The 25,336-nt window shown below is 69.2% G+C and carries 29 protein-coding genes; 10 read left to right on the top strand and 19 right to left on the bottom strand.

Annotated features, from left to right (window positions below):
• Nucleotides 1–34 precede the first annotated feature (34 nt).
• The gene (locus tag M8859_RS08750; protein ID WP_195069606.1) at nucleotides 35–442 is read right to left on the bottom strand and encodes a winged helix-turn-helix transcriptional regulator; all 408 of its coding nucleotides are present in this window, start codon (nucleotides 440–442) and stop codon (nucleotides 35–37) included.
• Nucleotides 443–533: 91 nt separating this feature from the next.
• Between M8859_RS08750 and M8859_RS08745 the strand changes: the two genes are divergently transcribed.
• A complete protein-coding gene (locus tag M8859_RS08745) occupies nucleotides 534–1,193 on the top strand; it encodes an NADPH-dependent F420 reductase (protein ID WP_159921494.1) in 660 nt (219 codons plus the stop codon).
• 13 nt (nucleotides 1,194–1,206) lie between these two features.
• Here the strand turns inward: M8859_RS08745 and M8859_RS08740 are convergent, their stop codons facing one another.
• The 8 genes from M8859_RS08740 to M8859_RS08705 form a co-directional block, all read right to left on the bottom strand.
• Nucleotides 1,207–2,508: an RNA polymerase sigma factor gene (locus tag M8859_RS08740; RefSeq protein ID WP_159921496.1), complete on the bottom strand. Its 1,302-nt coding sequence runs from the start codon at nucleotides 2,506–2,508 to the stop codon at nucleotides 1,207–1,209.
• Nucleotides 2,509–2,523: 15 nt separating this feature from the next.
• Nucleotides 2,524–2,943, bottom strand: a complete 420-nt coding sequence (locus tag M8859_RS08735) for a YciI family protein (protein ID WP_159921498.1) — start codon at nucleotides 2,941–2,943, stop codon at nucleotides 2,524–2,526.
• Nucleotides 2,944–3,141: 198 nt separating this feature from the next.
• The gene (locus M8859_RS08730; RefSeq protein ID WP_195069608.1) at nucleotides 3,142–5,190 is read right to left on the bottom strand and encodes a CocE/NonD family hydrolase; all 2,049 of its coding nucleotides are present in this window, start codon (nucleotides 5,188–5,190) and stop codon (nucleotides 3,142–3,144) included.
• 226 nt (nucleotides 5,191–5,416) lie between these two features.
• The gene (locus M8859_RS08725; protein WP_159921502.1) at nucleotides 5,417–6,154 is read right to left on the bottom strand and encodes a phosphoglyceromutase; all 738 of its coding nucleotides are present in this window, start codon (nucleotides 6,152–6,154) and stop codon (nucleotides 5,417–5,419) included.
• 72 nt (nucleotides 6,155–6,226) lie between these two features.
• Nucleotides 6,227–7,117 (bottom strand): ROK family protein, encoded by an 891-nt coding sequence (locus tag M8859_RS08720; RefSeq protein WP_195069609.1) that lies wholly within the window; start codon nucleotides 7,115–7,117, stop codon nucleotides 6,227–6,229.
• A 72-nt stretch (nucleotides 7,118–7,189) separates the two neighbouring features.
• Nucleotides 7,190–7,684 carry a type III secretion system chaperone family protein gene (locus tag M8859_RS08715; protein WP_159921762.1) on the bottom strand — a complete coding sequence of 165 codons (495 nt, stop codon included), beginning with the start codon at nucleotides 7,682–7,684 and terminating at the stop codon, nucleotides 7,190–7,192.
• Between the two features lie 5 nt (nucleotides 7,685–7,689).
• Nucleotides 7,690–9,135: a D-inositol-3-phosphate glycosyltransferase gene (mshA, locus tag M8859_RS08710; protein ID WP_159921506.1), complete on the bottom strand. Its 1,446-nt coding sequence runs from the start codon at nucleotides 9,133–9,135 to the stop codon at nucleotides 7,690–7,692.
• 77 nt (nucleotides 9,136–9,212) lie between these two features.
• A complete protein-coding gene (locus M8859_RS08705; RefSeq protein ID WP_159921508.1) occupies nucleotides 9,213–10,034 on the bottom strand; it encodes an alpha/beta fold hydrolase in 822 nt (273 codons plus the stop codon).
• A gap of 72 nt (nucleotides 10,035–10,106) precedes the next feature.
• Between M8859_RS08705 and M8859_RS08700 the strand changes: the two genes are divergently transcribed.
• Nucleotides 10,107–10,841 (top strand): SDR family NAD(P)-dependent oxidoreductase, encoded by a 735-nt coding sequence (locus tag M8859_RS08700; RefSeq protein ID WP_159921510.1) that lies wholly within the window; start codon nucleotides 10,107–10,109, stop codon nucleotides 10,839–10,841.
• 132 nt (nucleotides 10,842–10,973) lie between these two features.
• Complete coding sequence (gene mscL / locus M8859_RS08695) at nucleotides 10,974–11,417, top strand: large conductance mechanosensitive channel protein MscL (RefSeq protein WP_159921764.1); 444 nt, start codon at nucleotides 10,974–10,976, stop codon at nucleotides 11,415–11,417.
• A gap of 6 nt (nucleotides 11,418–11,423) precedes the next feature.
• Here mscL and M8859_RS08690 read toward each other — a convergent pair whose 3' ends face one another.
• On the bottom strand, nucleotides 11,424–12,647 hold the full coding sequence (locus M8859_RS08690) for a L,D-transpeptidase (RefSeq protein WP_159921766.1): 1,224 nt from the start codon (nucleotides 12,645–12,647) through the stop codon (nucleotides 11,424–11,426).
• 83 nt (nucleotides 12,648–12,730) lie between these two features.
• On the bottom strand, nucleotides 12,731–13,810 hold the full coding sequence (locus M8859_RS08685; protein WP_159921768.1) for a UDP-N-acetylmuramate dehydrogenase: 1,080 nt from the start codon (nucleotides 13,808–13,810) through the stop codon (nucleotides 12,731–12,733).
• 126 nt (nucleotides 13,811–13,936) lie between these two features.
• Here M8859_RS08685 and M8859_RS08680 point away from each other — a divergent pair, with 126 nt between their 5' ends.
• From M8859_RS08680 to M8859_RS08670, 3 genes are all read left to right on the top strand, one after another.
• On the top strand, nucleotides 13,937–14,422 hold the full coding sequence (locus tag M8859_RS08680; RefSeq protein ID WP_159921512.1) for a DUF2505 domain-containing protein: 486 nt from the start codon (nucleotides 13,937–13,939) through the stop codon (nucleotides 14,420–14,422).
• Between the two features lie 121 nt (nucleotides 14,423–14,543).
• Nucleotides 14,544–15,065, top strand: a complete 522-nt coding sequence (locus M8859_RS08675) for a DUF2505 domain-containing protein (protein ID WP_159921514.1) — start codon at nucleotides 14,544–14,546, stop codon at nucleotides 15,063–15,065.
• On the top strand, nucleotides 15,035–15,841 hold the full coding sequence (locus M8859_RS08670; protein ID WP_249644079.1) for a class I SAM-dependent methyltransferase: 807 nt from the start codon (nucleotides 15,035–15,037) through the stop codon (nucleotides 15,839–15,841). Before M8859_RS08675 ends, M8859_RS08670 begins: the two co-directional genes overlap by 31 nt.
• A gap of 30 nt (nucleotides 15,842–15,871) precedes the next feature.
• On the opposite strand, the gene M8859_RS08665 is transcribed toward M8859_RS08670, so the two are convergent.
• The gene (locus M8859_RS08665; RefSeq protein ID WP_195069610.1) at nucleotides 15,872–16,480 is read right to left on the bottom strand and encodes a hypothetical protein; all 609 of its coding nucleotides are present in this window, start codon (nucleotides 16,478–16,480) and stop codon (nucleotides 15,872–15,874) included.
• A 99-nt stretch (nucleotides 16,481–16,579) separates the two neighbouring features.
• Between M8859_RS08665 and M8859_RS08660 the strand changes: the two genes are divergently transcribed.
• Nucleotides 16,580–17,302: an LmeA family phospholipid-binding protein gene (locus tag M8859_RS08660; RefSeq protein ID WP_159921518.1), complete on the top strand. Its 723-nt coding sequence runs from the start codon at nucleotides 16,580–16,582 to the stop codon at nucleotides 17,300–17,302.
• 72 nt (nucleotides 17,303–17,374) lie between these two features.
• Here the strand turns inward: M8859_RS08660 and deoC are convergent, their stop codons facing one another.
• Nucleotides 17,375–18,043, bottom strand: coding sequence for a deoxyribose-phosphate aldolase (deoC, locus tag M8859_RS08655; RefSeq protein WP_159921520.1), 669 nt, complete (start codon nucleotides 18,041–18,043; stop codon nucleotides 17,375–17,377).
• 156 nt (nucleotides 18,044–18,199) lie between these two features.
• Here deoC and M8859_RS08650 point away from each other — a divergent pair, with 156 nt between their 5' ends.
• The gene (locus tag M8859_RS08650) at nucleotides 18,200–18,760 is read left to right on the top strand and encodes a GNAT family N-acetyltransferase (RefSeq protein ID WP_159921522.1); all 561 of its coding nucleotides are present in this window, start codon (nucleotides 18,200–18,202) and stop codon (nucleotides 18,758–18,760) included.
• An 86-nt stretch (nucleotides 18,761–18,846) separates the two neighbouring features.
• Here M8859_RS08650 and M8859_RS37590 read toward each other — a convergent pair whose 3' ends face one another.
• Entirely contained in the window at nucleotides 18,847–19,176 is a 330-nt protein-coding gene (locus M8859_RS37590) for a PIN domain-containing protein (protein WP_159921524.1), read from the bottom strand.
• On the opposite strand from M8859_RS37590, the gene purU reads away from it, so the two are divergent.
• Entirely contained in the window at nucleotides 19,175–20,065 is an 891-nt protein-coding gene (gene purU, locus M8859_RS08645) for a formyltetrahydrofolate deformylase (protein WP_159921526.1), read from the top strand. The two genes, M8859_RS37590 and purU, sit on opposite strands and share 2 nt — an antisense overlap.
• A 27-nt stretch (nucleotides 20,066–20,092) precedes the next feature.
• Here purU and M8859_RS08640 read toward each other — a convergent pair whose 3' ends face one another.
• The 5 genes from M8859_RS08640 to M8859_RS08620 form a co-directional block, all read right to left on the bottom strand.
• A complete protein-coding gene (locus M8859_RS08640) occupies nucleotides 20,093–21,136 on the bottom strand; it encodes an alpha/beta fold hydrolase (protein ID WP_249644078.1) in 1,044 nt (347 codons plus the stop codon).
• 92 nt (nucleotides 21,137–21,228) lie between these two features.
• Nucleotides 21,229–21,519 carry a DUF2516 family protein gene (locus M8859_RS08635; RefSeq protein WP_321209637.1) on the bottom strand — a complete coding sequence of 97 codons (291 nt, stop codon included), beginning with the start codon at nucleotides 21,517–21,519 and terminating at the stop codon, nucleotides 21,229–21,231.
• Nucleotides 21,520–21,600: 81 nt separating this feature from the next.
• Nucleotides 21,601–22,287 carry a heparin-binding hemagglutinin gene (locus tag M8859_RS08630; RefSeq protein WP_195069612.1) on the bottom strand — a complete coding sequence of 229 codons (687 nt, stop codon included), beginning with the start codon at nucleotides 22,285–22,287 and terminating at the stop codon, nucleotides 21,601–21,603.
• Entirely contained in the window at nucleotides 22,284–22,790 is a 507-nt protein-coding gene (locus tag M8859_RS08625) for a helix-turn-helix domain-containing protein (RefSeq protein WP_223519077.1), read from the bottom strand. The genes M8859_RS08630 and M8859_RS08625 overlap by 4 nt, the downstream gene beginning before the upstream one ends.
• Nucleotides 22,791–22,895: 105 nt before the next feature.
• Nucleotides 22,896–24,230, bottom strand: a complete 1,335-nt coding sequence (locus M8859_RS08620) for a DUF445 domain-containing protein (protein WP_195069613.1) — start codon at nucleotides 24,228–24,230, stop codon at nucleotides 22,896–22,898.
• A gap of 233 nt (nucleotides 24,231–24,463) precedes the next feature.
• On the opposite strand from M8859_RS08620, the gene M8859_RS08615 reads away from it, so the two are divergent.
• Complete coding sequence (locus M8859_RS08615) at nucleotides 24,464–25,132, top strand: TetR/AcrR family transcriptional regulator (protein ID WP_283779456.1); 669 nt, start codon at nucleotides 24,464–24,466, stop codon at nucleotides 25,130–25,132.
• Nucleotides 25,133–25,336: the final 204 nt, after the last annotated feature.

Raw genomic sequence — 25,336 nt, 5'->3', positions numbered from 1 at the left:
CGAAGTGGCGTATCCCAGCGTATTCGCCGGCCAGTCAGTCCGCTTCGTCGTCGGCTCCGGCGACCGCCTCGTTCACGGCGTGGCCGTGCTTGTCCACCCAGTCGCCGAGTGCGTAGATCGGGACGAGCAGGTCCGCGCCCGCGGCGGTCAGTTCGTATTCGACCCGCGGCGGGGCCTCCGCGTAACGGTGACGGCGCACCAGCGTCATCCGCTCCATCCGCCGCAGGGTCTGCGTCAGCATCTTCTGGCTGATTCCGCCGATGGCCGCGCGCAGCTCGCCGGGACGCATCGGTCCTTCGCGCAGCATATAGACGATCACCGGCAACCAGGAGTTGCCGAAGATGTCCACACCCATCCGGGCCGGGCAGTCGGATTCGTAGTCGCCGTAGGGCGCGAATTCCACTCGCTCGGCGCTGACCGGTTCGCTCGGTGCCGCGCTCACTGTTCCAGCTTGCCAGTGCCGTCGCGCACCTCCGGGTGCGTATCGGAATTCCTAGCGTCGTCTCGGAACACTTTTCGAGTCAGGAGTTGGGATGCGAATCGGAATCATCGGAGCAGGCGCGATGGCGCGGGCACTCGCCGGCGGCTGGAGTGCGGCGGGTCACGAAGTGCTCGTCGGCGCACGGTCCCCCGCAGCGGCGGCGGAACTGGCGGCCGCGATCGGGGGGCGGGCCGGAACGATCTACGACGCCGCGGTTTTCGGCGATGTCGTGCTGCTCGCGTTACCCGTCCCGGCGTTGCCGGAGGTGCTGCGCGCCGTCGCGGAGCCGCTGGCCGGCCGCACGGTCGTCGATTGCACCAACGCCTTCGCCCCCGATACGGCGGCGCCCGAGGGAGCCACCGCGTTCGTGCTCGCGCAAGACGCTGTCGCGGAGGCGATCGCGGCGCAGGCGCCCGGGGCGCACGTGGTGAAGGCGTTCAACCTGTGTGCCGCCGAGGTATGGGAGGCGAAGGCGCGCGTCTTCGACGATCGCCGTTTGGCAGTGCCGATCTGCGGCGACGACGCGGCCGCCGTGGCGGCGGTCGCCTCGCTGGCCGGAGACCTCGGCTTGCGGGCGATCCCCGCAGGCGGACTGCACCGGGCCCGGTACCTAGAGGCCCTGTCGGTATTCACTGTCGGCCTCTGGTTCGCCGGACACGATGCCCGCGCGATGTTCCCGCCGTTGGAGGCCGCGTTCGCCGTCGCCGACTGACAGGCCGCACGGGTCAAGCGGGATCTACCGAGCCGAGATCGGCGAGCTTACGCGCGAGCACCGCCCGTTCGCGCTGGTTGCCGCACAACCCGCTGGCACGCTCCAGTTCGATGCGCGCCTCCTGCGTGCGTCCCAGCCGGACGAGCAGTTCCCCGCGAACACTGGGCAGCAGATGCGAATGCGCCAGCGTTTCGGCGGCTGCCAACCTGTCCACGATCGGCAGCGCCGCGGCGGGTCCCTGGGCCATGGAGACCGCCACCGCGCGGTTGAGGTCGACCACCGGCGACGGCGCGAGCCGGCCGAGCGCCTCGTAGAGGAGCACGATCCGCTCCCAGTTCGTCGCGTCCACCGATGCCGCGATGGCATGGCACTCGGCGATCGCCGCCTGCAAGCCGTAGGCGCCCAGGCCCCGGCCGACCCGCTCGGCCCGGGCCAGGGCGGCTTGTCCCCGGCGAATCGCCGAGCGGTCCCAGCGGCGGCGGTCCTGGTGCTCCAAGAGCACTGGCTCGCCGTCCGGCCCGATGCGGGCGGGGAAGCGCGCCGCGGTCAGCTCGAGCAGCGCCAGCAGGCCGTGGACCTCGGGCTCGTCCGGCACCAGCCGGGTGAGCACCCGCGCCAGGCGCAGTGCCCCGCTCGCGAGGCCGAGCCGGATCAGATCCGCCCCCGAGCTGGCCGAAGATCCTTCGGTGAAGATCAGGTAGACCACGCTGAGCACCGAGCCCAGGCGCTTGGTCCGCTCCCCGGCCGATGGCAGCTCGAACGGCACCCGGGCCGCCGCGAGGGTCTTCTTCGCCCGGGTGATCCGAGCCTGCACGGTGGCAGCCGGAACGAGGAACGCCTTGGCGATCTCGTCGCTGGTCAGACCGCCGATCACTCGCAAGGTGAGCGCGACTCGCGCCTCCCGCGACAATACGGGATGACAGGAGATGAACATCAGCGCGAGCAGGTCGTCATCGATCCGGTCCGGGTCCCACAGCACATCCTCGGCGTCCCGGGCCGGATCGGCCGGCGAGCCGCCCGAGACGGCGCCGCCCTCGCCCAGATCCCGGGCGAGCGCGGCGTACCTCTCGTCGAGGGCGGAGCGCCGACGGAACGCGTCGATCGCGCGACGGCGGCCGACGGTGAGCAACCACCCCGCCGGGTTGCGTGGCACACCGTCACGCGGCCACGTCACGAGCGCCTCGGCCAGCGCCTCCTGCGCCAGGTCTTCGGCCAGCGCGAAATCGCCGGTATACCGCGCGAGCGCTCCGACGATCCGCGCGGACTCGATCCGCCAGACCGCGGCGACGGCTGCGCGGCCGGTGTGGTCGGCCATCGCCCCTCGATCCGCTCAGAGCTGGCCGGTGGCCTCGCGCCACGCCCGCTCTTTCTGGATCCACTCGTTGTCCTGCGGGAACTCATCGATCGTCGGGACCCGGCGGATCTCGGTCTTGAACCCCGGGCCGGTCATCGGCATCCGCTTCGCCCACTCGATCGCTTCTTCCTTCGACGCCACGTTGAGGATGTAGAAGCCGCCGAACAGCTCCTTCGTCTCGCCGTAAGGGCCGTCGGTGACGACGGGAGTCTCGGAGGAGTAGTCGACGACCACGCCCTCGGCGGCGTCTTCCAACCCCTCCGCGGCCAGCAGCACGCCCGCCCGGATCAGCTCGTCGTTGAACTTGCCCACGGTGTCGAGCATCTGCTCGAAGTCGGTGTTCGCCATCCCCGCGAAGGCCTCGTCGGTAGCGCGCATGATGAGCATGTACTTCATGGTTGTCTCCCTGACTGTTCGGGTCCCTCTCTGGACCCTCTCACCCATAGGTCGAACGGGGGAACTCGGAGATCGACACACGCGCCGAAATTTTTTTCACCTGGTTCGAACACGCCGATCGAAGCGTGCACCCTCGCCCATACCCCGCAGCGTGAAACATGATGCGCGACGGGTGCACGCTCGGACCGCGCCCCAGCTCTACCAGCCCGGATTCCCGCGGACCGGGATGTTGACGAAACTCGGACGGTCGGGATCCAGGTCCAGATGCTGTGGCCGCAGGCCGGTGTCGATCAGCATCGGCATGATCGGCAGGCCCTTGGGGAAGTTGCCCGCGTACACGTCGACGCGCAGACGGTGACCCGGCTGCAGGAGCGCCTCCGTGGCGGGCAGCGCGATGTCCAGCGTGGTCACTTCGCCGGGGACCGTCATCTGCCGCTGCTCCAACGAGGTGAACGGCCGCGGGTCGGTGTAATCGCCGTTGGCGGACTTGCTGCTGTTCGCCTCATCGATCGCCCGCAACGACGCCATCAGCTGCCCCGACGACAGCACGCTGGACTGCCCGTCCGGCGCAACGTCGTTCACCGTGACCACCCAGTAGCCGTCGGCGGCATCCTGCACGGTGTTGAGCCGCACCGCGATCCGTCCGGAGATCGAAGTAGGCTCGGCGACCGGCGCGCTGGTGAAGGTCAGCCCGTTCGACTCCTGAATCCTGGAGTCCTTCGCACAGCCGTCGATGACCGACAGCGCGCCCGCGGTGGCTTGGGCGGCGTCGTTGGAGCACAGGCTGGTCAGGCCGGGCGCCACGGTCAGGCGCGCGGGCTCGCCGGTGCCCTCGGGGCTGAGCGAACCGTCGTAGAGACTGTCGGCGGTGCCGCTGGGCGCGGCGGTCAGGTACATCCTGCGGTGCGACGCCTGCTGCGAACCCTCCGCACCGGTGGACGCGGCGAACGAGTCGGTGGTGATCCAGCCGCCGCCCTGCTGGCGCAGGGTGATCGGACCGTACTGGTCGATGCCGTTGTCGATGTCCTTGAGCCACTTGTCGAACCAGGCGCGCTGCAACACGTCCAGCCGCGGCGGCAGGCCCGGCTTGCCGTACTCGTTGCCCGAGTTGATGTGATAGGTGTCGCCCATCAGCAATTGCTTGTGGCCCGGCGGCAGCGGAATCTCGTTGTAGATCTTGGATTCCGAGTAGGTGAACAGGTCGTGCCAACCGCCGGTCACGAAGGTCGGCGTCCGGATCTCGCCCGGATCACCCAGCCAGTCCCGCCTCGGCCCGGAATCGTCGGTCAGCAGTTCCTTCGCGCGCGGGTCGAGGTCCTCTATGCGCGCGGTGGTGTAGGCGTTGAGCAGCACGTCCATGAAGGTCAACGGATCTCGGGCGCGATCGGCCAGCCACCTGGTGTCCAGTTGCCCGTTGAGCACCGACGCCAGGTCGGGAAGGAGCTTGAGGCCGTTGATGGCGGTCAGCCACAGCGGGATGAAGTTGAAGCCGAATCCGCCGCCGGGCGCCAGCACGTCGTTGACCAGGTCGCTGCCCGGCACGACCGGGAAGATCGCCCGCAAGGCGGGCGGGCGCTGCTGGGCGGCCTGCACCTGGTTGATCCCCGAGTAGGAAATGCCGTTCATGCCGATCCGCCCGTTGGACCAAGGCTGCCGTGACGCCCAGTCGATCACCTCGAGCGTGTCCTGCTGTTCGCGCCCGCGCAGCATGTCCCAGACGCCCTGGGAGAAACCGGTGCCGCGCACGTCGACGACCACCTGCGAGTAGCCGCTCTTGATCAACTGCCGGTCGACGGTGAAGTTGCGCAGTTCGCCGCCGCCGAACGCCTTGGTCAGGTCGGTGACGCCGGACAGCGGGGTGCCGCTCATGTCGATCTGCCGGAAGAACTCGATCAGCGCGTCGGACAGCCCGGGAATCGACTGGGCGTGGTCGGCCAGATTCGAGACCAGCTTGGTGTAGGGCGTCAGGTTGACGACCGTCGGCGTGGGGAGGTCGATCGGCCGGCTGGAGGCGTCCGCGGGACGGTAGACGTTGCCCTTCAGGACGGTTCCGTCACTCATCGTGATGGGGACGTCCCACTGGATGTGGATGTTCGGGTACTGCTGTGGTCCGTCTTGGGTGGCCGCCCATGCCGCTCCGGCGGCGCCGCCGTCCGGGCCGGTCGGCGGCTCGACGGCGTCGGCGAGGAAGGGAACGAGCATCGTGACGGCTATCGCCGCCACCGTGGCCCGGAGCGCGTACTTCATCGAACGTGATCCACCTCTCGGCTGGTCGAACGACCGAAGTGTACCTACCTACTTGTCGGTAAAAACAGTGGGTAACTTAATCCGCCGTCGAACGGTAGCCGCCCGCCGCGCCGACAGGCACTCGATCCTCCGGCGTGTCGCAAGGCAGCGGACCTGCTCGCGAACAGACGAACGCGCTGCCACCCGAGCGGGTGACAGCGCGTCGCGTGGTCGCTGTGGTGCGCGGTTATTTGCCGCCCTGGCCTGCGACGGCGGCGGCGCCCGCGGCGGCCGCCTCCGGGTCGAGGTACTCGCGCGGACGCACCGGGCGCAGGTCCTCGTCGAGGTGGTAGACCAGCGGGATGCCGGTGGGGATGTTCAGGCCTGCGATCTCCTCGTCGGAGATCTGGTCGAGATGCTTCACCAGGGCGCGCAACGAGTTGCCGTGCGCGGCGATCAGCACCGTCTTGCCGGACAGCACGTCCTTGGAGATCACCGACTCCCAGTAGGGCACCATCCGGTTCACCACGTCGAGCAGGCACTCGGTCTTGGGGACCTCCACGCCCGCGTAGCGCGGATCACCCTCCTGGCTGTACTCGTTGGCCGGATCGATCGGCGGCGGCGGCGTGTCGTAGCTGCGGCGCCACAGCATGAACTGCTCGTCTCCGTACTTCTCCCGGATCTGCGCCTTGTTCTTACCCTGGAGTTCACCGTAGTGCCGCTCGTTGAGCCGCCAGTCCCGGATCACCGGAACCCAGTGGCGGTCGGCGGCGTCCAGCGCGATGTTCGCGGTGGAGATCGCCCGGCGCAGCAGCGAGGTGTAGACGACGTCCGGCAGGATGCCGTGCTCGGCCATCAGCTCTCCGGCACGCTTGCCCTCGGCGATGCCCTTGTCGGTCAGATGCACATCCACCCAGCCGGTGAACAGGTTCAGGGCGTTCCATTCGCTTTCGCCGTGGCGCAGCAGCACGAGGGAGTACGTCATGCCGTCATCCTCCCATGCGCGCTCGACCGGGTCGCATCGGTTCCCGCCACGGCCGTCGCGGAAAGCGCGGCGTCAGACCGGTTCGTTCGCGGCGAGCACGGCCGCGCCCGCCAGCGTGGCGCCTGCGGTGATCTGCGACAGCTCCACGCGCAGCTCACGCAGGAATCTCAGCCCGGCGTGCTCGTCCACCGCGGTGCGCAGCGGATCCCACAGCGGCGCACCGGATTGCGCGAAGCCGCCGCCGACCACCACGCGGTCGATGTCCAGCAGGGCGGCGGCCGAGGCAATCGCCGCGCCGAGCGCGGTGCCCGCCCGGTGCAGCGCGGCGACGGCGATCGCGTCGCCCGCGTGCGCGGCCTCGGCCAGTTGCGCTCCCGTGGCCCCGGGCCAACCCTGCTCCCGCGCCCAGCGCACCGAGGACATGCCGCTCGCCACCGCCTCGACGCAACCGCGACCGCCGCAGCCGCACGGCGTGTCCCAACCCGGCACGACGATGTGCCCGACGTGCCCGGCATTGCCGGTGCGCCCGAGCAGCACCTTGCCGTCCGAGACGATCCCGCCGCCGATCCCCGACGACACCGTCATGGCCAGCGCGTCGGCCACCCCGCGCAACGCACCGAGGCGGTGTTCGGCCAGCGCCAGACAGGCGCCGTCGATGGCGAAGCGAATCGCGGCGGCGGGAAACAGCTCCTGTACGGCGGCGACGACCGGGAAGCCCGCTTTCCACTCCGGGATGTTCAACGGGCCGGTGATACCGGCGCGCACGTCCACCGGCCCGGCGGCGCCGATGCCGACGGCGCTGACCCGTTGCGTCCCCGCCACCTCGAGCAGCAGTCCGCGACAGGCGTCCCACACGCCCGCGTCCGGCACGTCGATCCTGCGCACGTCACATACCTCGGCACCGCGGCGCACCACCCCGGCCGCGAACTTCGTCGCGCCGATGTCCAGAGCGAGAATCGCCAACGCCGTGTCCCTTCGCCGATCCGAGCCACCTGCGATTGTCACCCGGGGCGCCGGGCTGGATCCGGCGATCGGTCAGGGCTGGTCGGCGGAATCGACCAGATGCTCGAAGGCGCGCAGATTCTGCAACGACTCTCCGCGCGAAACGCGCCACTTCCATTCCCGCCGGATGGATTCGGCGAAGCCGAGTTCCAGCAGCACGTTGAAGTCGGCGTCGACCGCCTCGAGGATCTGCCCGAACACCCGGTCCAGCTCGTCGGACGTGACAGCGTGTGCCGAGAGGCGGCCCACCAGGTAGATGTCGCCGACCCGGTCGAGGGTGTAGGCGACGGCGTAGAGCCTGCGGTTGCGGCGCAGCAGGAATTTGTAGACGCCTTCGAAGTTCTCGTCCGGCTTGCGGCAGACGAACGATTCGACGCGGACCCCGTGCTTGCCCACCGTGAGCATCACCGTGGTCTTGAGCTTGCGCTCACCGGGCAGGACGACGACGAAGGTCTCCTCACCCGGCCTGGTGTACTCGATCTCCCTGTCGCGCAGCGTCTCCTCGATGAGCTGCGCGGTCGACTGGATCTCGTTCACCGGCGTACTCCCATCCGGCGCCGCCACAGCGCCCGCGATCTGGCCTGGCTGCTCTCGCCGAGGAGGGCCGCCGTCCGTTCTCCGGTCAGGTTGGTGCGGTCGGCGGCGACGCGGTCGTACGCGTCTTCGCGCACCGCGCTGTGTGCCAGGCCGCGCCCGCCGAGCACCACCCGGTCCTCGCGGAAACCCGCCAGGGCTGCGGCGTAGCTGGCCAGCAGCCCGTCGGCGGTGTGCGCCCAGGAGAAATTGGCGGCGTGCGTGACGGCTCGCTCGCTCATCCGGCGCAGCTCGCCGGGGTCGTTCAGCAGGTGACGCAGCGCATTCGCCCAGTCGGCGGTGCGGTGCCCCGGGACGAGCAGGCCCGACTCGGCGTGCCGTACCGCCGTGCCGAGGCCGCCGACGTCGGCGGCCAGCACCGGGGTGCCGCTGGCCTGCGCCTCGATCGCGACCAAGCCGAAGGACTCGTTGTAACTCGGCACCGCGACCAGGTCGGCGGCGCGATAGACCAGCACCAGCCGCTCGGGCGGCTGCGGCGGCAGGAAGCTGACCCGCTCGGCGATGCCCAATTCGGCTGCCAGCTCGATCAGCGCGTGGGGCCGCTCCAGTCCGGTGCCGGAGGGACCGCCGACGATCAGCACGCGCAGCGCGCGCTCCGGATCGGCGCGCAACACCTCCGCCGCCGCGCGCACCAGCACATCGGGCGCTTTCAGCGGCTGGATCCGGCCGACGAACGCGACGATCTGCTCGTCGGCGGCCAACCCCAGCGCGGCGCGGGCGGCGGCCTTGTCACCCGGGCGGTAGCGGGTCAGATCGGCGCCCGGCGGCACGACGTCGATGCGCTCGGGGTCGGCGCCGTAGAGCTCGACGAGCTGGCGCGCCTCCTCGGCCGTATTGGCGACGAGCCGATCGGATTCGGCGATCACCTGCTTCTCACCGATCTCGCGGGTCGCCGGTTCGGGGCAGTCGCCATCGGCGAGCGCGGCGTTCTTCACCGCCGCCAACGTATGCGCGGTGTGTACCAGCGGCACCCGCCACCGATCCCTGGCCAGCCAGCCGACCTGGCCGGACAGCCAGTAGTGCGAGTGCACCAGGTCGTAATGGCCGGGCAGATGCCGGGCCTCCTGACGCAGCACTTCCGCGGTGAAAGGGCACAGCTGGGTGGGCAGATCGTGTTTGTCCAGTCCCTCGAACGGACCCGCCACCACGTTGCGCACCAGCACGCCGGGCGCCGCCTCTTGGACGGGCGGGACGTTCGAGGAGGTGGCCCGAGTGAAGATCTCCACTTCGGTGCCGCGCCGGGCCAGCTCGACGGCCGTTTGCAGGACATAGACGTTCATGCCGCCCGCGTCACCGGTGCCCGGCTGAGCGAGTGGTGAGGTGTGCACCGATAACACGGCGATACGGTTCGGCCGTAGGTCCAGGCGCTGACTCACACTATCCATAGTGCACGTTGCGTTCCCCGGCCCAGACACGCTATCCGCGGCAAGTGAGAGCTATCACAGGGCGGACATGACACCGATCACAGGCTCTCGGCGAACGCGCTCACCTCGGTGACGAACCGGACACGATCCTCGATGAACAGGCCGTGCTGGGCGCCTTCCCAGAACGACACCCGCGCGTCCGGGGCGGTGTCCGCGATGTAGCGGCCGTTCTCGATCGGCACGACCTGGTCGGCCGTGCCGTGCAGGACCAGCACCGGAACGTCCAGCCCGCGCAGGGTCCCGGTGTTGTCGACGGTCCGGTAGAACAGCGCTTTGCGCACCGCGGGCGGGGTGGCGAGGCTGGCTCCGAACAGGCGCTGCGCGTCCGGCCCCTTGTCCGCGCCTGCACCGGTGTTGGCGTTGCCGAACGCACCGAACGCGCGCACGGCCCGCCCCGCGCTCTCCTCGAAGACGCCCGGTATCGCCTCCCGCATCCGGTCGCCGGTCGCCGCGCCCGGCACGCCGGGACCGATGTTCGCCATCGAGCCGGTGTAGACCACACCCGCGACGGCGTCCGTGCCGTAGACGGTCAGGTAATCGGACAGCACGATTCCGCCGTAGGACCAGCCGAGCAGCACCGCACCGGAGTCGATGCCCTCGGCCGACAGCACCGCCGCGACGTCGGCCGCCCAGTTCTTCGGATCGTCGTATCCCGCCGCGGGCGCGTCGGAGTAACCGTGGCCGCGCAGGTCGACGGCGATCACCCGGAAGCGCGCGGCCAGATCGTCGGCGGCCGCGCCCCAGCAGCGCAGATTCGCCGACCAGCCGTGCAGCAGCACCAGCGGGCGGGCAGACGCCGGACCGCTCACCCGGTAGACGATGTTCGTTCCGTCCGCGCTCACCACGTCCCGAATAGGCATGCCCTTCAGGCTAGCCGCGCGCCCGGTGACCGCTCGGGCCCGGCAAACCTCGCGCACCTAGGATCTACCGGCATGAGCACTCGCACCGCCGTCGTCACCGGAGCCAGCTCGGGCATCGGAGAGGCCACCGCCCGGGAGCTGGCAAAGCAGGGCTGTCATGTCTACCTCGGCGCGCGAAGGCTCGATCGGCTGCGCCGCCTCGCCGACGAGATCGGCGGCACCGCGCTGGAACTCGACGTCACGTCCGACGAGTCGGTGCGATCGTTCACCGAGGCGGTCGAGCGCGTCGACGTGCTGGTCAACAACGCGGGCGGGGCCAAGGGCTTGGCGCCGGTGGCCGAGGCCGACGTGGACGACTGGCGGTGGATGTGGGAGACCAACGTGCTCGGCACGCTGCGCGTCACCAAAGCCCTGCTGCCCAAGCTGATCGCCTCCGGCGACGGTTTGATCGTCACCGTCACGTCGGTGGCCGCGTTCACCGCCTACGACAACGGCTCCGGCTACACCTCCGCCAAGCACGCGCAGGCCGTGCTGCACCGCACCCTGCGCGGTGAGTTGCTCGGGCAGCCGGTGCGGCTGACCGAAATCGCGCCCGGGGCAGTGGAAACCGAGTTCTCGCTGGTGCGCTTCGGCGGCGACGCCGAGCGGGCGGCCAAGGTGTACGAAGGCATCGACCCGCTGGTCGCCCAGGACATCGCGGAGGTCATCGGCTTCGTCGCGTCCCGGCCCGCGCACGTCAACCTGGATCAGATCGTCATCAAGCCGCGCGACCAGGCGGACGCGGGCCGGTTCGCCCGTCGCACCTGACGTTTTCATAGCCGAAGCGAATCACTCGATATACGTGGCTGGCCCGGCCGCGAATTGCCCAGACTTCGCCGAGCGGCCCGAGCCGTTAGCATCCCAGACGCCACAAGACATCGGATGGGAGTGGTTCGGCTCATGTTCAAGGGCTTCAAAGAGTTCCTGATGCGGGGGAACGTCATCGACCTCGCGGTCGCCGTCGTGATGGGCACCGCGTTCACCGCCGTGGTGACCTCGGTGACGAAAGGCCTCATCAATCCGCTGCTCGCGGTCTTCGGTAGCACCCACGAATTGGGCCTCGGCGTGCAGTTGATCGGCTCCAAACCCGCCACTTTCATCGCGTTCGGCCCGATCATCACAGCGGTCATCGATTTCATCATGGTCGCCGGGGTGCTGTATTTCGCGCTGATGCTGCCGATGAAGACCATCAAGAACCGCTTCGGCACCACCAAGGCCGCCGAGCCAACCGAGACCGAGCTGCTGATCGAGATCCGCGACCTGCTCGCCGAGCGGCACGACGCGGTTCGCGCCCAGCGCGCCGCCGATCGCGAAGTCGAAGAGCAGGACGCGAACGCCCGCTAGCTCCGGTCAGCGGGCGCCGGCGGGCTGCGGAGGCACGGGCGTCGCCGAGACCACGGCCGAGGGGGCCCCCCGCAACGCCGACATGGTCTTCCAGGTGTTCCAGTCGATGGTCCAGTCGTAGAGGTCGCCGTCCGCGGCCGAGAGCGGGATCGCGGTTCCGGTCACCTCGACCGGGTCGCCGTACAGGGCCGTGGGGAAATAGGCCTGGGCATCGGCGGGCGACAGATTGATGCACCCGTTGGTGACATTCGCCGAACCCTGCGCCGACAGCGATTCCGGGTTGGCGTGGATGAATTCGCCGTTGTTCGAGATGCGTACCGCCCAGCGTTCGCGGACATTGGTGTAGTACGGCGGATTCGACATCATGAAGTCCTCGTATTTCTCGGTGACCACGTGGATGCCGGAGCGGGTGACATTGCGCGGCTCGTTGCCCTCGCCGTAGCTGACCGCGAAATCGAACAACGTTCGCCCGTCACGGATCACCTGCATGCGGTGACTCGGGGCGTTCGCCTTGACGATCTGGCTGCGGCCGATGCGAAAATCCGAGGTCAGATCGGAGTAGCCGTAATTGCCGCCGCCCAGGTCGAGTCCGTAGAGCCGAGCCGAGACATGCACGCTCGTGCCCGGCGTCCAGTACTTCTCGGGACGCCAGTGCAGCCGCGAGCCGCCGTCGTCCGGGAACCAGGCCCACGCGCCCTCGGTGGGCGGGTCGGTGGTGACCGTGAGCGCCCGCTCCACCGCCGCCTTGTTCACGACGGAGGACTTGAATTGCAGGATGATCGGCGCCGCGATGCCGACTTCCTGGTTGTCACCGATGTTCAGGGTCGCGGGGACGGTGTTCGCGGGCGCGAGCGTGCGGAAGGATCCGTCGATCGGGATCGGCTTGCCGTCGGTCCCGACTGCGGTGCCCGACCAGGTGTAGGTGGCGTCGTAGCCGAGCGGCTCGGTGATGGTGTAGCCGCGCCGGTCGGGTGAGAGTTCGCCGCGGACCTGCTTGCCCGCGGCATTGGTCAGCGCGACCTGATCGATTGTGCCGTCGCTGATCGTCACCGACACCGGAGCGGTCGGATTGACGTTCGTGGCGTCGTCGGCAGGGGTCAACGTCACCTCGGCGATCGGACCGGAGCCGGTGCCCGGCCCGCCCGAGTCGCGGTCTGCCGTGCAGCCTGCCGCGAAGGCGACGACCACCAGCAGGACGGCCGACACCACGGCAACCGATCGGCGGATCATCGGGCGGTGGTTCACCGAATCGAATCTACGCGCGGCGCGCGGTCGGATCCGTCGCCGCAGCGTGTGGTGTCCACCTCAGCCGATCACAACGTGACGCCGACGGTGACCGGTTCCGGTTCCAGACGGATTCCGAAGCGCTCGGCGACGCCGTCGCGCACCGTCCTGGCCAGCGCGACCAGATCGGCCGCACTGGCCGCGCCCCGATTCGTCAGTGCCAGGGTGTGTTTGGTCGACAGCCGGGCGGGCGCCCCGGCGCCGGGGAAGCCCTTGGCGAAACCCGCCCGCTCGATCAGCCAGCCCGCGGAGAATTTGACCCCCTCCGGCGCGGGGTAGGTCGGAATCGTGACCTCGCCCACGTGAGCGGCGATCGCGGCGCGTACCTGCGCCACCCGCTCCGGCGCGACCACCGGGTTGGTGAAGAACGAACCCGCGCTCCAGGTGTCGTGATCGGCCGGATCGAGCACCATGCCCTTGCCCGCGCGCAGCCGCAGTACCGCGTCCCTGACCTGTCCCGCGGGCCGGGACTCGCCGTCCGCGGCGCCCAGCGCCGAGGCCAGTTCGCCGTAGCGCAGCGGCACACTGGAACCGTCGGCGCGCAGCGCGAAGTCGACCGCGAGCACGACGGCGTCGTCGCGGTGCTTGAGCACGCTGGTGCGGTAGCCGAACCCGAGTTCGCCGGGCTCCACCCAGCGGATCTCCCCGGTGGCGCGGTCCAGCAGGCGCACCCTGCGCAGCAGATTCGCCACCTCCGCGCCGTAGGCGCCCACGTTCTGCACCGGCGTCGCACCCGCCGAGCCGGGGATGCCGGACAGGCACTCCAGTCCCCCGAGACCGGCGCCGACCGTCGCGCGCACCACGTCGTCCCAGTTCGCGCCCGCCTCGGCGACCACGCCGCCGTCGCCGAGTTCGACGCCCGTGGTGGCGACCCGGACCACCACACCGTCGAAGCCGTCGTCGCCGACGAGCAGATTGGAACCTCCCGCCAGCAGCAATACCGGGACACCGGCCGTGTCGAGGGCCCGCACCGTGGCGACCAAGGCTTCGGTAGTCGCACATTCCGCGACCAGTGCCGGCCCGCCCACCCGCAGCGTGGTCAGGTCTGCCAGCCGCACGTCGGGGCGCAGCCGCGCACCGGTACCCGCGAGGAGATGCGAGGGCACCATTCGTGAAGTTCGCACGCCACACGGTAGCGTGCGCGCTCACGGCTACACGCCGGCGTATTCGGCCCGCGAGCAGATCGGATGCCACCATTCGTCTCGCTCGCGCGCCACACGGTAGCGTGTGGTGCCATGGCTACACCGCTGGCGTACACGGCCCGCTACTCTTGCCCGCCCGCCGCGGTGCGCGCCGCGTTCGCGAACGACCAGTACTGGAAGGATCGCATCGCGGCGGTCGGTGGCCCCGACGCCCGGCTGGAGTCGGTCACCGTCAGCGGTGAGCAGGTGCGCATCGAGATGGTGCAAGCCATCGCCGCCGAGAAGCTGCCCGCCGCGGTCACCGCGGTGCGCCCCGGCGATCTGATCATTCCGCGCGTCGAGGACTGGACCGGCGAGCACGCCTCCTTCGAGGCACGCGTCGAGGGCGCGCCCGCCGAGGTCCGCGGCACCATCACGCTGGCCGCCGACGGCTCCGGCGCCGTCGCCACGGTCGAGGGCACCATCGAGGTCAAGATCCCGCTGTTCGGCGGCAAGATCGAGAAGGCGATCCAGGAGCACCTCACCGAGCTGCTGAAGAACGAGGCGGAGTTCACCGCCGACTGGCTCGCCGCGCACTGATCCGAGCCGGGAGCACGGGCACTGTTCGACGTCACATCGTGCGGCGCCCGCGTTCGTGTCACCTCCGCACTCCACCCGCCCGGCGAGGTCGGCCCCGCCGGACCCAGTAACGTGTGAGCCCATGGCACGCCGATTGGACTACTCCGCCCGATACCCGCTGCACACCACAAAAGAGCTGTACGCGGCGCTGTCGAACCGCGATTACTGGGAAGCGCGGATGGAAGAGATGCGGAAGTACTCGCCCGGCAACCAGGTGGTCCGGCTGGAAGCCGGCGACGGCGGGATCGACATCGAACTGCATCACATCCTGCCCCGGGAGATGCTGCCGGAGATCGCCCAGACGGTCATACGCAAAGACATGGTGATCACCCGCAAGGAGACCTACAGCCCCTACGGCGCGGAGGAGATCACCGGTAAGTACTCGGCGTCCATCCCGGCGGGGCCGGGCAGCCTCGGCGGCACCATTCGCCTCTTCCCCACCGAGACCGGCTGCACGATGCGCTTCTCCTCGGAGGCGAAGGTGTTCATCCCTATGGTCGGGCCGCGCCTGGAGCAGCTGATGCTGGTGAACCTGGTCGATCTGTTCCGCGGCGAGGCCGAGTTCACAGTCCAGTGGTTGGAAGAGCAGCACCCCACCCGCTGACCAAACCGGTCGGCACCATCACCCGTGGCACCACCGCCGTCAACCGTCTCCGCCGCAGCGATCGCTGGCTGATCAACGACGAGTTCGTCGCAGACCGGCTGGCAGGCGCTCCCGATCCGCTGGTGGTCGACCTGGGGTACGGCGCGAGCCCGTGGACCACGTTCGAGCTGGCCGCACGGCTGCGCACGGTCCGCGCCGACGTGCGGGTGGTCGGGCTGGAGATCGACCCGCAGCGCGTGGTGCCCGGCCGCGACGGCGTCACCTTCGCCCGCGGCGGGTTCGAACTGGCCGGGCTGCGCCCCGTCCTGGTACGCGCCTTCAACGTCCTGCGGCAGTATCCGGAAGCGGCGGTTCCCGAGGCGTGGTCCACCGTCCTGGCCGGGCTCGCGCCGGACGGCCTGCTCGTCGACGGCACTTGCGACGAACTGGGCAGACGCTGCGCATGGGTCCTGCTCGACCGGGACGGACCGCGCTCGCTCACGCTGGCCTGGGACCCATTCACCGTCGAACGCCCTTCGGACCTGGCCGAACGCTTGCCGAAGGCGTTGATCCACCGCAACGTTCCCGGTGAGCCCATCCACGCGCTGCTCGCTGCCGCGGACCGCGCGTGGGCACGTGCCGCGCCGATGGCGCCTTTCGGTCCGCGCGTCCGGTGGCGGGCGGCGGCGCAGGCGCTCCGCGAGGAAGGCTTCCCGATCCGGCACTACCGCCGCCGTCTGCGCGACAACGTGCTGTCGGTGCCGTGGTCGGCGGTCGCGCCCCTGGCTACCAGCTGATCGGGCACTTCCCGACCCGCACAAGTTTCGTCACGCTACGGCCAGCGCCCGGTACAGCCGTTTCGCGGCACGCGGTGACAAGCGCGCCCCCGCGTCGGTGATCTCCTCACCCGCACAGCGGTGGATGGCGGCCGCGTCGGCGACCACTTCGTTCAAGGCGTCCTGCCCGATGTCGGCCTCGGCCAGGTCGAGCACCGTGCGCACTGGTGTCGTCACCAGGAACGGGCCTGCCGATTCGAAGTCGGCGCCGGTCAGCGAGCGGCGCAGGACCACAAGCCGCGGTATGGCCGGGGCGCGGCCCGCGCGCACCGACAAGTGCAGGAACCGCGGGCCCAGACTGCCGAGTCCGTGCAGTTCCGCCGCGCTCTGATGGGAGACGACCGAAGCACCGTCGAACCAGGCCGCCCACATCGCGTATTCGTCCAGCGGACCGTCCGGCCACTCGGCCAGCCGCAGCACGCCCACCCCGGCCCTGGTCACCGAACCGTCACCGAGTCCTGCCCGCACTCGCGCCCCGCAGCCGGTGCGCAGGACCTGCCGAGTTGTGAAGAAACCGGCGTGCCGACCGGCCCAGCGGCGCAGGACACGCCATCCTTGTTCCGCGGATCCGATCGCGCGGCTTGCCGCATCGCCAGCCATGGGCACCAGGCTACGCTGGGTTTTTGTGCCTCATGTCACATTCGGACCCCTCACTGCCTCCACAGAGACGGCACAGAAAGGTCGGGAAGAATTTTCGCCATGAGTACGGACGCAAGCTCCACCTCGACGGTCAACCGGCGGGCCCTGCTGATCGCTGTGACCGTGGTAGCGATTCTGCTCGCCACGGTCCTGGTCGGCGGTGAGGCGTACGCCAGGCACAGGGTCTCGAACTGCATCAGCTCGCAGTTCGAGAAAGAGATGGGATCGAAGATCGACGTGAGCTTCGGTCCGAAGCCGATGCTGATCACCTGGATCGACGGCAAGGTGCCCACGGTGCGGGTGAACAGCAACGACACCAAGTTCGGACCCGCCGTCGGCATGGTGGTGCACTCCGTCTTCCGGGACGTCGACGTCGACGATCCGAACGGGAGCGTGATCGGCAGCTCCTCCGCCGACGTCACCTGGAGCAACGAAGGCATCAAGGAGACGCTCGGCGGGATGGTCAGCAATGTGAGTTCCTCCTCGAGCTCGGGCATGCTCACCCTGTCGGTGCTCGGCGGTCTGGCCGAACTGCAACTCAAACCGCAGATCGTGAACGGGGCGGTACAGGTGGAGACGATGTCGGCGGAGCTGCTCGGCATCGGCATGCCCGCCGACCTGGTGCAGAGCATCGTCGACATCTTCACCGAGAGCTTGCAGAGCTACCCGCTCGGCATGACGGCGACGAAACTCGAGGTCACCGACTCCGGCGTCGATGTCCAACTGGCGGGTGGACGTACCCAGCTCGAGCCCGCGAGCGACAACTCCAGCACGCGCTGCTGAAACCCACCACGGCAACGCCTCCGGATCCGGCGGCGGGCGAACCGGGTGCCCGCGAGAGCTTTCGGCCGCCGGTCAGGCCGCGAAGCCGTCCAGCACCTCGCGCGATCTCGACAGCCCGAGCCGAGTCGCGCCCGCCGCGATCATCTCCGCCGCTGCTTCGGCTGTCCGGATACCGCCACTGGCCTTGACGCCGAGGCGGCCGCCGACTGTCTCGGCCATCAACCGCACCGCGTGCGGGCTGGCGCCGCCCGCGGGATGAAAACCCGTGGAGGTCTTCACGAAATCGGCTCCTGCCCGCTCGGCGGCCCGGCACACCCGCACGATCGCTTCGTCCGGCAGCGCGGCGGATTCGATGATCACTTTCAGCAGCGCCCGATCGCCCACCGCCTCGCGCACCGTGACGATGTCGGCGAGCACCGCCTGGTAATCACCCGCGCGGGCCGCGCCGACGTCGACGACCATGTCGACCTCGGCCGCGCCCTGGTCCACCGCGAGCCGCGCCTCGGCGCCCTTCACCAGCGAGTGATGTTTCCCCGAGGGAAATCCGGCGACCGTCGCGACCACGAGCCCCGGCGCGCGTACCGGCAGCATGGAGGGCGACACACAGATCGCGAGCACGCCCAGCGCACGCGCGTCCTCGATCAGCGTGTCGACGTCGGCGCGGGTCGCCTCCGGGGCGAGCAGGGTGTGGTCGATCATGGCGGCCACTTCGGCCCTGGTCAGCGACGCGGAACTTGCCATGGGGTGAGAGTCTGGCATACCGGAGGCGAATTGCGTTGCGCGCGTGGCGGCACTTCCCGCACACTCGTAGCTGACGGCGCATCGGAGAACGTAACGCCTGGCCTCGACTGACTAACGTGTGCGGATGGGCCCTACTTCGTTCGGGAGGAGACGACCGTGCTGATCCGTCGCGAACGCGCCGACGACGCCGCTGCGATCGCTGCGGTGCACCGCAGCGCATTCGCACCGCACTATGCCCGTGCCGAGCATGTCGAGGAGGCCGTGGTGTCCGGCAATCCCGGCAGCGCGGATCCCCCGGAGGTTGGTCTCGTCGCCCAATTGCGCAGCGACGAGGGCTGGATCCCGACGCTGTCGCTGGTGGCGATCGAGCACGACAGCGTGGTCGGACACCTGTGCCTGACCAGAGCCGCGGTCGGCCCGTTCCCCGTGCTGGCACTCGGCCCGATCGGCGTCCTCGCCGATCATCAAGGCGCGGGCATCGGCTCGGCGCTCATGCACGCGGCGCTCGGCGCCGCCGACGCGCTCGACGAACCACTGATCGGCCTGCTCGGCAGCTTGGAGTTCTACCCACGCTTCGGTTTCGTCCCCGCCGCCCGTCTCGGCATCACACCGGACGACCCCGCCTGGATCAGCCACTTCCAGGTCCGATCCCTGTCGGCCTACGACTCCCGGATCGCCGGCGAATTCCATTACGCGGAACCGTTTTACACCCTCTGACCGACCGGACGACATGGATCGTCCGCCGAGGCGACCGGTGACGCCCACGCGGTTCGATCCCCACCCTCGACCGTGCGGCGTGCGGTTCACGCCCAGGGGTCGATGACACTCACCCCGGCAGCCTGGCACGGCGCGCAATCGCGAGTCGCCACGGCCATGTTCGCGGCACTCGCCGTCGCGGCGACATAGCCGTCCGCGGCACCGGCAGCCCGTGCCGTGGCCATGAGTTCCGCATATGCGATGGAAGCAGTCGAGTCGAATGCGAGCACTCGTCCCGCGAACAGGGGCAGCACCCGAGTTTCGAGTCGTTCGCGCAAATAGGGCGGATAAGGATGCTTCGGACCTCCCTCGGCTCGCAGGCCGCAGCGCGAAGGCGCGGCAAATCTTGTACGGCGCACCTGGGAGGATGAACGCATGAGTTCCGCTCCACCCGTTCAGGACGACCGCCGCTACGTGCTGACCCTCGGCTGCCCGGACCGGCCCGGCATCATCGCCGGGATCACGTCGTTCATCGCCGAGTTCGGCGGCTCGATCGTGGAGGCCGGATACCACTCCGATCCGGATACCGGCTGGTTCTTCACTCGCCAGGCGATCAAGGCCGCGACGGTGCCGTTCGGGATCGCGGAACTGCGTGACCGGTTCGCCGCGGTGGCGGCCGCCCTGGGTCCGGAGACCGAATGGCAACTGCTGGACTCCGGCGCGCGCCGCCGGGCGGTCCTGCTGGTCAGCAAGGACGGCCATTGCCTGCACGACCTGCTCGGACGCGCCGCCAGCGGTGAGTTGCCCGCCACCATCGAGGCGGTGATCGGCAATCACCCGGATCTTGCCGCGATGACGGAGGCGCACGGCGTGAAGTTCCATCACGTGCCGTTCCCGAAGGACCCGGCCGAACGCGGTCCCGCGTTCGAAGAGGTCCGCGCCCTGGTGGACGCGCACGACCCGCACGCGGTGGTGCTGGCCCGGTTCATGCAGGTGCTGCCCGCGCGGCTGTGCGAGCACTGGGCGGGCAAGGCGATCAACATCCACCACAGCTTCTTGCCGTCTTTCGTCGGCGCTCGCCCGTATCACCAGGCGTTCGCCCGCGGCGTGAAGCTGATCGGAGCCACCTGCCACTACGTGACCGCGGAACTGGACGCGGGCCCGATCATCGAGCAAGACGTCATCCGCATCGATCACGCCGACGAAGTGCGCGACATGGTCCGCCAAGGCCGCGACATCGAGCGGGTGGTCCTGGCGCGCGGGTTGCGCTGGCACCTGGAGGGGCGGGTCCTCGTGCACGGTCGCCGGACGGTCGTATTCTCCTGACCTGCGCGCGAACGGGAACCCGGTAGATCAGCCCGCGAGATCCGCGCGGGCGGGTTTGCCCACCGCGGCGAGCAGGCGCGCGAGCTCCTGGTTGAACCGCTCGTAGGCCTCGACATTGCCGAGATGGCCGGTCGGCAGCATCTGGTAGCGCACCGGACTGCCGGTCTGCCGGAGCATGTCGACGATCCGCTCGGAGTGGACCGGCGGCGTCATGTCGTCGAATTGGCCCGAGAGCACCGTCGTGGGGACCACCAGGTTGCGCGCCGACTGCCCGACATCCATCGTGGCGAGCAGGAAACCGAACTTCGAACGCACCCAGGCCGGGCACGAGCGAACGATGGCCATGCTGAAATCCAGCAGGTCGCCTTTCGCCGCGGTGCTGAGAATCTGGCGCGCGAACAGCCAGCGCACCGGCGCGACAGGCGGGAAGACGATCGGAGCGCCGAGGCCGAACCTGCCGAACAGGAACGGCAGCGGCACCTTCAATTGCAGCAGCCGCAGCGGCCGGTTCAACAGCGGCACCACCGTGGTCTCCAGGATGAGCCGGTCGGCCGCGGTATTGGTCAGCAGCACCGCCAGCGCCTGCCGCGCGACCCGCTCGGGATAGCGTCCCGCCCACGCCTGCAGGGTCATGCCGCCCAGGCTGTGGCCGACCAGCACGGCTCGCTGTCCGGGGGCGAGCGCGGCGTCGAGCACCGCGGCCAGATCGTCGGCCAGCAGGTCCGTGGTCAACTCGCTCGACCCGTATTCGCTCTCGCCGTGGCCGCGCTGATCGTAGGCGATCACTCGATAGTCGTCGGCGAACGCGTTGATCTGCGGGTTCCAGTATTCGAGGCAGCAGGTCCAGCCGTGGACCAGCACGACGACGGGACGATCCGACGGACCGTAGGCGTGAACTCGCAGCCGTGCCCCGTCGCCTGCCCGGACCGGAATCACCTCATGGCGCACGGTCGGGGGATTGAACGCGGCGGTCCGGTAGGTACGGGAACGCAAGTCGGCGCTGTGCGCGGCGCGCAAGCTCCGGAGCAGCCCCGGGAAGCTGGTCAACGCGGTCGGCAGCATGGCACGCATCGGACACTCCTTTGTGTTACTGATAGATACAGTAACCCCGATTCGCACCGCTTGCTAGTGCAAGCACCCTTACCCGTCGGCGAACTCGCCTCTCACCAGCGCGGACCTCGCTGCACCTCGTCCACCTTGGGCCGGACGTCGGCCAGGTAGATGCCCGTCGCGATGATGGCCGCGAAGGAAAGCAGGCCCAGACCTGCCGGGAAGAGAACGAGCACGAGCACGGCCGCCCCGAGAATCGCCAGCCAGATCGGCTTGGTCAGCTTGTCCACCGCGGTGAACGCGTCCGGACGCTGACGCACGGCGTGGATCAGCGCGAAAATCGTCGCACCGAGCGCCGCCAGCCACAGCACCAGCAGGATCATCCCGGTCAAACCGTGCACCATATTCACCCCACCCATCATAGAAGCAACGCCCCCGCACACCAGGGGTGTACGAGGGCGTCGGGCAGCCTCAGCGCGTATCGGTCAGGCCTTCTTGGGGGCGGCCTTCTTCGCCGGAGCCTTCTTGGCGGCGGTGGCGGTGGCGGGAGCGGCCTTCTTGGCCGGAGCCTTCTTCGGCGCGCCGTTCACGACGGGAGCCGCGGCGGGCTCGGTGGTCACCTCGACGACCTCGGCCTCGACGACCGGCGCCGGATCGGCCGCCTGCTCGGCCTCGGTCTCGACCTTGGCCGGGCGGCCGAGCAGTCCGTTGACGCGCTCGAGCACATCCTCGGCGCGGCTCACCGCGTCGCCGTAGATGGTCTCGACCTTGCCGATCCGCTCCTCGACGAGGTGGTTGGCGCGCAGCCGGTCGATGGCTTCCTCACCGCGGACGGCGAGGTCGGCGTAGATGTCGAGCGCCTGCCGGTAGTACCTCTCGGCCAGCGTGCGCAGCTCCTCGGCGGTGAACTTCTCGCGCAGCTCGGCGAGGTCCTCCGGGAGTTCCGACGGCAGCCCGGACAGCCGCTCGCGCAGCGACTCGAACTGCGCCTGCACGTCGGCGGGGACGTTGGCGAAGCGCTCGCGCGCCTCCTCCACCCGGGCCTGCACCTCGGTGGCGACCGCACGCTCGCGCACCTGCGCGACGACGTCGTTGACGGCGGTGTAGAGGGCGTCACCCGCGCCGACGGTGGCGAGTAAGGGCTTGGTGACGGTGGCGTTCTTCTCGGTCATTGTGTTTCGTTCTCCTGGCGTGGCGGAGTGTCGGTTGTCGTACGCGGAACGTCGCTGTCCCATACGTCCCCCCCTGCCTCGTTTCCTCCGTTTTCCCGGCGAAACGATTCATAGATGTCCAGCAGCACCTGCTTCTGCCGCTCACTGATGAACGTGTCGGCGAGCAGTGCGTCCCGGACCGGACTGTGCGGCCGCTGCTCGAGATAGCCAGCCCGTACGTACAAGACCTCCGAGGAGACCCGCAGCGCCTTCGCGATCTGCGTGAGCACTTCGGCGGACGGGTTACGCAGTCCGCGCTCGATCTGACTGAGGTACGGATTGCTCACCCCCGCCAGCTGGGCGAGCTGGCGTAGCGAGACTTGCGCGGCTTCGCGCTGCGCCCTGATGAAGCCTCCGATGTCGTGCGCCGCACTGACGACGCGCCCTCCTCGTTCGCCGACGCCGGACGAGTGCTCGTCCGATCTGTCGGTGTACTCGGCGGAAACCTCGGGCTGGTCTGCCATCACTCACCTTCTGGCGGTTTGTACGGGTTCGATTCTAGGTCAGGGTGCTAGCTATTGCAAGCAGTCTGCTAGCAGCGACTGGGCAAACGTTCCGCGTGCCGTGGATCAACCGCCGAACATCAGATGCGAAATCGTGTAGATCGCCAGTCCGGCAAGCGAACCGACGACAGTTCCGTTGATGCGGATGAATTGCAGATCCCGGCCGACCTGCAATTCGATCTTCTTGCTCGCTTCGTCGGCATCCCACCGGGCAACCGTGTCGGTGACCAGGGTGCTGATCTCACCCGCATAGTTTTCCACCAAGTAGCGAGCGCCGCGGTCGATCCAGCCGTCGACGTTGGCGCGCAGGTCCGCGTCGTCGCGCAATCGCTCCCCGAGCTGCTGGACGTTCTCGGCGACCTTGCGCCGCAACGTGCTGCCCGGATCGTCGGCGGATTCCAGGATCAGCCGCTTCGCCGCGCGCCAAGTGGCCGAGGCCAAACCGGTGATCTCCTCGCGACCCATGATCTGCGCCTTGATGCGTTCGGCCTTCTTGATCATGGCGTCGTCATATTGCAGGTCCTCGGCGAATTCCTCCAGGAAGCGATTCGCGGCGAGGCGGACTTCGTGCTCCGGATTCGAGCGGACTTTCCAGGTGAACTCGACCAGTTCCCGGTAGATCCGCTCGGAAAGCAGGATGTTGACGAATTTCGGAGCCCACTGCGGCGCGTCCCGCAACACGATCCGGTCGATGGTCTCCTGCGAGCCGAGCGCCCACTGGTGCGCGCGCTCGGCGAGCAGGTCCAGCAGCGCCAGCTGCCGGTTGTCGGCGAGCAGTTCCGCCAGCACCCGCCCGATCGGCGGACCCCACAGCGGCTCGGCGATGCGCTTGACGATCGTGTTGTCGATGACCTGCTCGACATCCTCGTCGCGCAGCACGCCGACGACGGCCCGCAGGATCGTCGAACTCTCCTGCGCCACCCGCGCGGCATGACCGGGATCGGCCATCCAGCGCCCTACCCGCCAGGAGATCTGCGCTGAGTTCACCTTGGCCGACACCACTTCCGGCGCCAGGAAATTCGTGCCGACGAAACTACCGAGACTGGCGCCGAGCTGGTCTTTCTTTCGCCGGATGATCGCCGTGTGCGGAATCGGCAGGCCGAGCGGATGACGGAACAGAGCGGTCACCGCGAACCAGTCCGCCAGCGCGCCGACCATGCCCGCCTCCGAGGCAGCCCGCAGATAGCCGACCCAGTCGCCACCCGCCCCGCGCGATTCGGTCCAGCGGCAGAACAGATAGATCGCGGTGGCCGAGGCGAGCAGGCCGGTCGCGAGCGCCTTCATCCGCCAGAGGTCGCGACGCTTGGCGGCCTCGTCGAGCACGGCGTCGAAGCCGAAGGACGCGGCGGCAGGCGCGGCGGGGGCGTCCAGCACCGCGGTGTTGCCGGGGGCTTTCTCCATACCTCCCATTCTGCTGTGCGCGGCGAAGTAGGCGAGCGGGCGAGCGGATCTCGACACGCCCGACGCGCCCGACGCTGTGGTTCGTACCGCATCCGGGCCCAAACGCGCATATCACGGGTAGCGGGGACCTAAGCTGGTAGCCACCGGAGAAGTTACGAACGAGGGAGCCCACGCTGTCCACCGAAGATCTTGTCGATATCGACGAGCGACCGTCGGCGGTGCGCGGCGGCCGGATGGACGGCCGCAAGCGCCGGTGGCGGCAACACAAGATCGATCGCCGCGAGGAACTCGTCGACGGCACCCTGGCCGCGGTGCGCGCCCGCGGCAGCAACGCGGGCATGGACGAGATCGCCGCGGAGATCGGCGTCTCCAAGACCGTGCTCTACCGCTATTTCTCCGACAAGAACGACCTGGTCCACGCGACCATGCAGCGGTTCATCGAGACCACGCTGATGCCCCGGGTCTACGGCGCGATCAGCCTGGACGCCGACGAGTATCAGCTGGTGCGCTCGGCACTGGCCGAGTACGTCGGCACGGTCGACGAGGACCCGGAGGTCTACCGGTTCATCATGGGCAACGGCTCGGCCGACCAGTCCTCGCTCGCGGAGTTCGAGAAGCTCTTCGCCGAGGTGGTGTGCGCGGTCATCACCGAGCGCGCGCGGGAGCGGGGCGTGCGGACCGAGGGCGCCGCGCTGGCGTCGTACGTGCTGGTCGGCGGCATTCAGCTGGCGACGCACTGGTGGACGACCAACAAGTCGCTGTCGCGCGAGGACGTCATCGACTACCTCACCATGCTCGCCTGGAGCGCCATCGAAGGCATGGCCCGCGCGGGCGGTTCGCCCGCGGCGTTCAACGCCCAGACGCACGTGCTGTCCACCCCTGAGGCGCCCGCGCAGGACTGAACCGGCCCGATCCCCGGGGTGCTAGCTGGGCCGCTTGCTGAAGTTCACCGGCCCTCTCGACTTTGCCGGAACGTTGGCTAGTCTGAACCCGAGCGGTGCGCCGAGTGCGCTGCGTCACCGCCGGCGCCGTACGCGACGGCGGTCTGCGCGGGACACCACGGTCACGCAAGGGGCCGCCTGCGTCCGTCGCTCCGACCGCGGCAC

The organism is Nocardia sputi (genome assembly GCF_023501985.1).
This window is presented reverse-complemented; position numbering and strand designations above follow the sequence as displayed.

Coding starts and splice junctions, on each gene's coding strand:
- M8859_RS08705 (WP_159921508.1), bottom strand. CDS start 10,034: ATGCCTATTCGGGACGTGGTGAGCGCGGACGGAACGAACATCGTCTAC.
- purU (WP_159921526.1), top strand. CDS start 19,175: ATGAGTTCCGCTCCACCCGTTCAGGACGACCGCCGCTACGTGCTGACC.
- M8859_RS08675 (WP_159921514.1), top strand. CDS start 14,544: ATGGCACGCCGATTGGACTACTCCGCCCGATACCCGCTGCACACCACA.
- M8859_RS08615 (WP_283779456.1), top strand. CDS start 24,464: ATGGACGGCCGCAAGCGCCGGTGGCGGCAACACAAGATCGATCGCCGC.
- mscL (WP_159921764.1), top strand. CDS start 10,974: ATGTTCAAGGGCTTCAAAGAGTTCCTGATGCGGGGGAACGTCATCGAC.
- mshA (WP_159921506.1), bottom strand. CDS start 9,135: ATGGATAGTGTGAGTCAGCGCCTGGACCTACGGCCGAACCGTATCGCC.
- M8859_RS08640 (WP_249644078.1), bottom strand. CDS start 21,136: ATGCGTGCCATGCTGCCGACCGCGTTGACCAGCTTCCCGGGGCTGCTC.
- M8859_RS08630 (WP_195069612.1), bottom strand. CDS start 22,287: ATGACCGAGAAGAACGCCACCGTCACCAAGCCCTTACTCGCCACCGTC.
- M8859_RS08700 (WP_159921510.1), top strand. CDS start 10,107: ATGAGCACTCGCACCGCCGTCGTCACCGGAGCCAGCTCGGGCATCGGA.
- M8859_RS08660 (WP_159921518.1), top strand. CDS start 16,580: ATGAGTACGGACGCAAGCTCCACCTCGACGGTCAACCGGCGGGCCCTG.
- M8859_RS08680 (WP_159921512.1), top strand. CDS start 13,937: ATGGCTACACCGCTGGCGTACACGGCCCGCTACTCTTGCCCGCCCGCC.
- M8859_RS08735 (WP_159921498.1), bottom strand. CDS start 2,943: ATGAAGTACATGCTCATCATGCGCGCTACCGACGAGGCCTTCGCGGGG.
- M8859_RS08745 (WP_159921494.1), top strand. CDS start 534: ATGCGAATCGGAATCATCGGAGCAGGCGCGATGGCGCGGGCACTCGCC.
- M8859_RS08620 (WP_195069613.1), bottom strand. CDS start 24,230: ATGGAGAAAGCCCCCGGCAACACCGCGGTGCTGGACGCCCCCGCCGCG.
- M8859_RS08665 (WP_195069610.1), bottom strand. CDS start 16,480: ATGGCTGGCGATGCGGCAAGCCGCGCGATCGGATCCGCGGAACAAGGA.
- M8859_RS37590 (WP_159921524.1), bottom strand. CDS start 19,176: ATGCGTTCATCCTCCCAGGTGCGCCGTACAAGATTTGCCGCGCCTTCG.
- M8859_RS08730 (WP_195069608.1), bottom strand. CDS start 5,190: ATGAAGTACGCGCTCCGGGCCACGGTGGCGGCGATAGCCGTCACGATG.
- M8859_RS08685 (WP_159921768.1), bottom strand. CDS start 13,810: ATGGTGCCCTCGCATCTCCTCGCGGGTACCGGTGCGCGGCTGCGCCCC.
- deoC (WP_159921520.1), bottom strand. CDS start 18,043: ATGGCAAGTTCCGCGTCGCTGACCAGGGCCGAAGTGGCCGCCATGATC.
- M8859_RS08690 (WP_159921766.1), bottom strand. CDS start 12,647: ATGATCCGCCGATCGGTTGCCGTGGTGTCGGCCGTCCTGCTGGTGGTC.
- M8859_RS08725 (WP_159921502.1), bottom strand. CDS start 6,154: ATGACGTACTCCCTCGTGCTGCTGCGCCACGGCGAAAGCGAATGGAAC.
- M8859_RS08635 (WP_321209637.1), bottom strand. CDS start 21,519: ATGGTGCACGGTTTGACCGGGATGATCCTGCTGGTGCTGTGGCTGGCG.
- M8859_RS08625 (WP_223519077.1), bottom strand. CDS start 22,790: ATGGCAGACCAGCCCGAGGTTTCCGCCGAGTACACCGACAGATCGGAC.
- M8859_RS08740 (WP_159921496.1), bottom strand. CDS start 2,508: ATGGCCGACCACACCGGCCGCGCAGCCGTCGCCGCGGTCTGGCGGATC.